Genomic DNA, 7,299 nt, shown 5'->3' on the forward strand with positions numbered 1-7,299 from the left:
GCCATGGCGCTGTCGCGGCGGGGCAGGATCGGCGAGACGACGACCTGGCCGGGCTTTGTCGATGCGCTGACCACGCTGCTGCTGGTGCAGCTGTTCCTGCTGACGATCTTCACCGTGGTGCAATCGGTCCTGCGCGACACGATCACCGAAAAGGACAGCGAACTGACCACGCTGACCGAACAGGTGGCGGGGCTGGCCGATGCGCTCGGGCTCGAACGCCGCCGCGCCGAGGGGCTGGAGGCAGAGGTCGGCCGGCTGGGTTCCGCGCTGTCGCAGGCGCAGGCGCGGGGCGAGGAACAATCGGCCCTCATCGCCACGCTGACCGGCCAACTGGCCGCGCGCGAGGGCGAACTGGCCGCCGCCGCCACCCGCATCACCGCCTTCGAGGCGCAGGTGGCCGCCCTTCTGGCCGACCGCGACAGCGCCCGGGCCGAGGGCGCACGGCTGACCGCCGAACTGGCCGATCTGGAGGCCGCGCGGCAGGTGATGATTTCCGAACAGGAGGCGCTGCAACTCGCGCTCGCCCAGGCCCGGGATGAGGTCGACGCGGCGGCGGAAACCGCCCGCCTCGCCGCCGCCCGGCGCGAGGCGCTGGAGGCGCTGATCGCCGACCTGCGGCACGAGGCGGAGGCGCAGGGCAGCACGCTGGCCGAAACCGAAACCCGCCTGTCCGAGGCCGAGGCCACCCGCCTTGCCGAGGCCGCGGCGGCAGAGACCCTGCGCCAGCGGTTGCAGGAGGCCGACGCCGAACTGACCGCGATGACGCTGGCGCTGGAGGCGCAGCGCAAGCGGGCCGAGGATACGCTGACCATGCTCGCCGCCGCCAATGCCGCGCGCGACGACCTGGACCTGCGGCTCGCCGCCGCGCTGGCCGACCGCGACAGGGCGCTGGCGGATGCCGCCGCCGCCGCCGCGGTGGCCGATGCGGCGCGCGTGGCGGATGCCGACCGGGCAGAGGTCGAACGCCAGCTGGCCGCCGCGCTGGCGGCGAAACTGGCCGCCGAACAGCAGGCCGAACGCCATATGACCGAGGCCGAACAGCGCGCCGCCCTGCTGGCCACGGCCAATACCGCGCTGGCGGCGGAACAGGCGAAATCGGCCCGGACCGAACGCCAGGTGGCATTGCTGAACGAACAGATCGCGGCACTGCGCGGGCAGTTGGGCGCGTTGCAGGCGATCCTCGACGAAGCCGCCGTGCGCGACAGCGACGCCAGGGTGCAGATCGAGGCGCTCGGCAGCCAGTTGAACGCCGCGCTGGCGCAGGTCGCCGCCGAACAACGCCGCCGGGCAGAGATGGAGGCGGCCGAACGCCGGCGGCTGGAGGAAGAGGCGAAACAGCTCGAACGCTACCGTTCCGATTTCTTCGGCCAGCTGCGCGAGGTGATGGCGGGGCGCGAGGGCGTGCGGATCGTGGGCGACCGCTTCGTCTTTTCTTCCGAGGTGCTGTTCCAGCCGGGCTCGGCCGATCTGGCGCCCGAGGGCCGGGCGCAGATCGCCCAGGTGGCGGCCACGCTGGCCGAGGTCGCGGGCCAGATCCCGCCCGACATCGACTGGATCCTGCGGGTGGACGGCCATACCGACAACGTGCCCCTGTCGGGCCTCGGCGCCTATCGCGACAACTGGGAACTCAGCCAGGCGCGGGCGCTGTCGGTGGTGCGGTTCATGCAGGAAACGCTCGGCTTTCCGCCGGACCGGATGGCGGCGACCGGCTTTGGCGAATACCGCCCGGTGGTCGAGGGCAACAGCCTGGAGGCGCGGGCGCAGAACCGGCGGATCGAGATGAAGCTGACGGAACGCTAGGCCCGGGCGGCGCAGGGGGCATTCTGCCCCCTCTTGGCTTTCGCCAATTCACCCCCTGAGGATATTTTCGGACAGAAAATGAGGAAGGGCGCACCTTTGGTCATTTTCTGTCCTTAAATATCCCCGCCGGAGGCCGCCGACGTTTTCACTCGCACCGCCGCCGGGGTCAGGGCCCGACGGTGACACGCGCCTCGTGCCGCGCGATGACGGTGCCGCCGCGGGTCAGGGTCAGGCTGGCGCGATAATCGCCCGCAGGCCAGCCGCCGGGGGGCGCGCGGCGGCCGATGTAGCGGTAGCTGCGCGCCTGCGTGCGCTCAACGGTGGAGCTATCCTCGGCCACCGTGCCGTCCGGGCCGGTCAGGCGCATCGCCAGCCGGTCGCCGCTGCGGGTGCCGTAGAGCAGCGCCCAGGCCACCAGAGCCGGGGCGCTGCGGGGCAGGGGCGTGGTGGCGGGCGGGGCGGACTGGATGGCGGCATAGTCGGGCGCGTGGTCGGTGATGCCGGCGCCGACCAGCCCGCCGGGGGCATAGGCGATCGGCGCGGCCCAGAGGCCGGGCTGCGCGGGGCCGCCGCAGGCGGCGGCGGGGTCCGGTGCGAAGGGGTCCACCTTCCGGTCGCCCTGGCGCAGGGACAGGTGGACATGGGGGAATTCCGTGCGTCCCGACAGGCCCACGCGGCCCACCGGCTGGCCCGCCGTCACCCGGTCGCCCGTGCGCACCGTGACCGAGCCCTGCGCGAGGTGGCACAACTGGCTGACCCACCCCCCGCCGTGGTCGATGGCGAGCCCGTTGCCGCAATCCCGCCCGTCGAGGGGTGGGGCGGCGGGGTCGTTCACGGCGATGTCCTGCATGCCGTCGCGGGTGCCCGTCACCACGCCATCGGCCGGGGCCAGCACCGCCACCCCCGCCTGCATCGCGGCGAGCGACAGCAGGGCGAAATCGGTGCCGTCGTGGCCGTCATAGCCCAGGGGGCCGCAGGTGAAATCAGAAAACCCCGGGCCGGGGTCGTGGTCGGGATAGTTCTGGATGAAGCAGGTTTCGCCCAAGGCGCAATCCACGGGCAGATGCATCACGGGCTGCGCCGCGGCGGGCCATGCCGCCGCGGCGAAAAGGGCGCAGGCCGCCCTGCGGATCATTCCGCCGTCAGAAGCGGCGGCTTGGAGCCCGCGATGCGGGGCTTCTGCGGTTCCGTGATCTGCAGGTCGATGGCGCCGTCCCTGACGGCGACGCGCACCAGCCCGCCCTTGGTCAGCCGGCCGAACAGCAGTTCCTCGGCCAGCGGTTTCTTGATGTGTTCCTGGATGACGCGGGCCAGCGGGCGGGCGCCCATCTTGTCGTCATAGCCCTTGTCGCCCAGCCATGCCGCGGCCTCGGGCGTGAGTTCGATATGCACGCCGCGGTCGATCAGCTGCGCCTCCAGTTGCAGCACGAATTTCTCGACCACTTGCAGGATCACCTCTTTCGGCAGCGGGGCGAAGCTGACGATGGCGTCCAGCCGGTTGCGGAATTCGGGGGTGAAGATCCGCTCGATCGCCGCGGTATCCTCGCCCTCGCGCCGGTCGCGGCCGAAACCGATCGCGGCCTTCTGCATGTCCGAGGCGCCGGCGTTGGTGGTCAGGATCAGGATCACGTTGCGGAAATCCACCTGACGGCCGTTGTGGTCGGTCAGCTTGCCGTGGTCCATCACCTGCAACAGGATGTTGTAGACATCCGGGTGGGCCTTTTCGATCTCGTCCAGCAGCAGCACGCAATGCGGATGCTGGTCCACCCCGTCGGTCAGCATGCCGCCCTGGTCGAAGCCGACATAGCCCGGGGGCGCGCCGATCAGGCGGGAAACCGCGTGTTTCTCCATATATTCCGACATGTCGAAACGCAGCAGTTCCACCCCGAGGCTGGAGGCGAGCTGTTTCGCCACCTCGGTCTTGCCCACCCCCGTCGGCCCGGCGAACAGGTAGTTGCCGATCGGCTTTTCGGGTTCGCGCAGGCCGGCGCGGGCCAGCTTGATCGCCGAGGACAGCGCCTCGATCGCCTTGTCCTGGCCGAAGACCACGCGCTTGAGCGTCTTTTCCAGATCCTTGAGCACCTCGGCATCGTCTTTCGACACGTTCTTGGGCGGGATGCGGGCGATCTTGGCCACCACGGATTCGATCTCCTTGGTGCCGATGGTCTTGCGCCGCTTGCTTTCGGTCAGCAGGTGTTGCGCCGCGCCCGCCTCGTCGATCACGTCGATGGCGCTGTCGGGCAGTTTGCGGTCGTGGATATAGCGCGCGGCCAGTTCCACCGCCGCCTTGATCGCGTCGGCGGTATAGCGCAGGTCGTGGTGCGCCTCGAAATGCGGCTTGAGCCCCATCAGGATCTTGATCGTGTCGGGCACCGAAGGCTCGTTCACGTCGATCTTCTGGAACCGGCGCGACAGCGCGCGGTCCTTTTCGAAATGCTGGCGGAACTCCTTGTAGGTGGTCGAGCCCATGCAGCGCAGCTTGCCGCCCTGCAACGCGGGTTTCAGCAGGTTCGAGGCATCCATCGCCCCGCCAGAGGTGGCCCCGGCGCCGATGACGGTATGGATCTCGTCGATGAAGAGGATCGCGTCGGGGTGATCCTCAAGTTCCTTCACCACCGCCTTCAGCCGTTCCTCGAAATCGCCGCGATAGCGGGTGCCGGCCAGAAGCGCGCCCATGTCGAGGCTGTAGATGGTCGAGCCCGACAGGACGTCGGGCGTTTCCCCGCGCGTGATCTTGAGCGCGAGCCCCTCGGCGATGGCGGTCTTGCCCACGCCGGGGTCGCCCACCAGCAGCGGGTTGTTCTTGCGCCGCCGGCACAGCACCTGGATGCAGCGTTCGACCTCGGATTCCCGCCCGATCAGGGGGTCCACGTCGCCCTTGCGCGCCTTGGTGTTGAGATCGACGCAGAATTTCGACAGCGCCGATTCCTTTGCCTCGCCGGCCTCGGCCTTGGGGGTTTCGAGGTGTTCCTCGGCGCCCTGCACGGGGCGCGCCTCGCCGAAGGCGGGATTCTTGGCCACGCCATGGGCGATGAAGTTCACCGCGTCATAGCGCGTCATGTCCTGTTCCTGCAGGAAATAGGCGGCGTTCGATTCGCGTTCGGCAAAGATCGCGACCAGCACGTTTGCGCCCGTGACCTCTGTCCGGCCGGAGGACTGCACATGGATCGCGGCGCGCTGGATCACGCGCTGGAAGGCGGCGGTCGGCACGGCCTCGGACCCTTCGACCTCGGTCACGAGGGTGGACAGGTCGTCGTCGATGAAATCCACCAGCGTGCGGCGCAGGTCGTCGAGATCGACCGAGCACGCCTTCATCACGCGCGCGGCGTCGGGTTCGTCGATCAGCGCCAGCAGGAGATGTTCCAGCGTGGCCAGTTCATGCCGGCGCGCATTCGCATGCGCCAGCGCGCCGTGGATGGCTTGCTCGAGCGTGGTGGTGAAAGATGGCACGTTGGGTGCTCCTGTCCTGCGGGCCGGTCGGGGGTGTTTCCGGTTGCCCCGGAACCCCCTCGGCCGACCCTGGCCTCATGTGATTAAGATCGGCTTTCTGCGCCTGCCTTCAAGTCATTTTTCCGGGGCGTGATCGTTTCTTGACGGTTTCGCGCAAAATGTGATCGCGCGCCGGGGGGATGTGCGGGGGGGGGGGCCGGGGGCCGCCGGAGGGGCCGCGGTCAGAAACGGTCCTTGCGGGCGCGGATTTCGGCAAAGACCTCGGCCGCGGGGGCATCGGGCAGGTCCAGCTGCGCGCGGATCGCGGGGTCGCGGGCGCGCAGGAAGGAGTTGGTCGCCAGTTCCTCGGCCAGCCGCACCGGCACGGTGGGGCGGTTTTCGGCGCGGGCGGCGGCGATGCGGGCCGCGCGGTCGGCCAGCGCGGGATTTGCGGGGTCGATGGTCAGCGCGAAGCGGGCGTTGGCGGCGGCATATTCGTGGCCCGAACAGACCAGCGTGTCGGCGGGCAGGGCGGCCAGCTTTTGCAGGCTCTGCCACATCTGCGCCGCCGTTCCCTCGAACAGCCGTCCGCAGCCGAGCGCCATCAGGCTGTCGCCGGTAAAGACCGCGCCGGGGAAGGCATAGGCGACATGGCCCACGGTATGGCCGGGCACCTCGATCACATGGCCCGCGATCCCGCCCAGATCCACCCGGTCGCCCTCGGCCACCGCGGTATCCAGCGGCGGCAGGCGGTGGCGGTCGGCCTCTGCCCCCGTCACCTGCGCGCCGGTGGCGGCGACGGCCGCGGCCACGCCGTCGATATGGTCGCCGTGGTGGTGGGTGATCAGGATCCGGTCCAGCCGCCAGCCGCGATCCGCCAGCGCCGCCAGCACCGGCGCCGCCTCGGGTACGTCCACGCAGGCGGTGGCGCCGGTGGCGCGGTCGTGCGCCAGATAGGCGTAGTTGTCCTTGAGGCAGGGCACGGTGACGATTTCAAGCGGCATGGTCATTCCCTATATGTCCTGTGTATCCTGCCCCGACCTTCGCCCGCGAAAGGCGCCGCCGCAATGCATCTGGACGTGCTCGACCTGCGCAATTTCTATTACCGCACCCGTCTGGGGCGCGCGGCGCAGAAGGCGATACGCGATCAGGTAGGCACGATCTGGCCGGATACAAGCGGCATGACGGTGCTGGGATTCGGCTTTGCGGTGCCGCTGTTGCGGCCCTTTCTGGCGCAGTCGGCGCGGGTGATCGCGCTGATGCCGGGCCAGCAGGGGGTGATGCCCTGGCCGGCGGGGCAGCCCAATGTCGCCGCACTGTGCGAAGAGACGCAATGGCCGGTGGCGACGGGCACGGTGGACCGGCTTTTGCTGCTGCACGGGCTGGAAACCTCGCAGAACCCGTCCTCGGTGCTGGAGGAATGCGCGCGGGTGCTGGCGCCGGGGGGGCGGGTGCTGGTGATCGTGCCGAACCGGTCGGGGTTGTGGGCGCGCGGCGACGGCACGCCCTTCGGTTTCGGCCGGCCCTATTCGCCGGGGCAGCTGGAAGGCCAGCTGGAACGCCACGCCTTCGCCCCCGAACGCACCGCGGCGGCGCTGTTCCTGCCGCCGTCCGAACGCCGGTTCTGGCTGCGCACGGCAGAGTTCTGGGAGGGCATGGGCCGTGTGCTGCCGCTCTATGCGGGCGGCGTGCTGATGACCGAGGCCAGCAAGCAGGTCTACGCCCCCACGCGCGGCGGTCTGGGTGCGGTGGTGCGCCGGCCGCTGCGGGTGCTGGAGGGCGTGGGCCAGCCCGTGCCCACGCCGCAATCGGCGGCGCAGGAGTAGGGGCGCATCCTCGGCCCGTTGTGGCTGGCGAAGGCGCGTGCCTTCGCCATGGGATGCAGGGTCGGCCACTACATCGAGATCAGGTCGGGCGGGATGAGGAAACGCATTGCGTTTCCTCCGCCCGTCGCGCGGCGGTGCCATTGGAAACCGTGACGCCCTAAAACCGACAGGCCAGCGCCTGCCCCGGCGGGCGAGAAGCGCCCGCCATGGGCGGGGCGGGCGCTGGCCGGGGGCTTTGGGCCCC

Annotated in this window: 5 protein-coding genes; 2 read left to right on the plus strand and 3 right to left on the minus strand. The window is 70.1% G+C overall.

The annotated features are described in order from the left end of the window. Positions 1 to 3 precede the first annotated feature (3 nt). Entirely contained in the window at positions 4 to 1,800 is a 1,797-nt protein-coding gene (locus RGD00_RS20135; RefSeq protein ID WP_310459065.1) for a peptidoglycan -binding protein, read from the plus strand. A 166-nt stretch (positions 1,801 to 1,966) separates the two neighbouring features. On the opposite strand, the gene RGD00_RS20140 is transcribed toward RGD00_RS20135, so the two are convergent. The 3 genes from RGD00_RS20140 to gloB all read right to left on the minus strand — a co-directional run bounded on the left by RGD00_RS20140 (position 1,967) and on the right by gloB (position 6,233). Beyond that, positions 1,967 to 2,935, minus strand: a complete 969-nt coding sequence (locus RGD00_RS20140) for a M23 family metallopeptidase (protein WP_310459066.1) — start codon at positions 2,933 to 2,935, stop codon at positions 1,967 to 1,969. Then, positions 2,932 to 5,250: an ATP-dependent Clp protease ATP-binding subunit ClpA gene (gene clpA, locus RGD00_RS20145; RefSeq protein WP_310459067.1), complete on the minus strand. Its 2,319-nt coding sequence runs from the start codon at positions 5,248 to 5,250 to the stop codon at positions 2,932 to 2,934. Before clpA ends, RGD00_RS20140 begins: the two co-directional genes overlap by 4 nt. Before the next feature lie 221 nt (positions 5,251 to 5,471). Continuing rightward, positions 5,472 to 6,233 (minus strand): hydroxyacylglutathione hydrolase, encoded by a 762-nt coding sequence (gloB, locus tag RGD00_RS20150; RefSeq protein ID WP_310459069.1) that lies wholly within the window; start codon positions 6,231 to 6,233, stop codon positions 5,472 to 5,474. Positions 6,234 to 6,296: 63 nt separating this feature from the next. On the opposite strand from gloB, the gene RGD00_RS20155 reads away from it, so the two are divergent. After that, positions 6,297 to 7,055 carry a class I SAM-dependent methyltransferase gene (locus tag RGD00_RS20155; protein WP_310459068.1) on the plus strand — a complete coding sequence of 253 codons (759 nt, stop codon included), beginning with the start codon at positions 6,297 to 6,299 and terminating at the stop codon, positions 7,053 to 7,055. The last annotated feature ends 244 nt before the right edge of the window (positions 7,056 to 7,299 follow it).

Origin of the sequence: Ruixingdingia sedimenti, assembly GCF_031432425.1 — a bacterium.
Taxonomy (GTDB): Bacteria; Pseudomonadota; Alphaproteobacteria; order Rhodobacterales; family Rhodobacteraceae; genus Ruixingdingia; species Ruixingdingia sedimenti.

What these genes read in the sequence shown, in the direction of transcription:
- RGD00_RS20135 (WP_310459065.1), top strand. Translation starts at nt 4, where the DNA reads ATGGCGCTGTCGCGGCGGGGCAGGATCGGCGAGACGACGACCTGGCCG.
- RGD00_RS20140 (WP_310459066.1), bottom strand. Translation starts at nt 2,935, where the DNA reads ATGATCCGCAGGGCGGCCTGCGCCCTTTTCGCCGCGGCGGCATGGCCC.
- gloB (WP_310459069.1), bottom strand. Translation starts at nt 6,233, where the DNA reads ATGCCGCTTGAAATCGTCACCGTGCCCTGCCTCAAGGACAACTACGCC.
- RGD00_RS20155 (WP_310459068.1), top strand. Translation starts at nt 6,297, where the DNA reads ATGCATCTGGACGTGCTCGACCTGCGCAATTTCTATTACCGCACCCGT.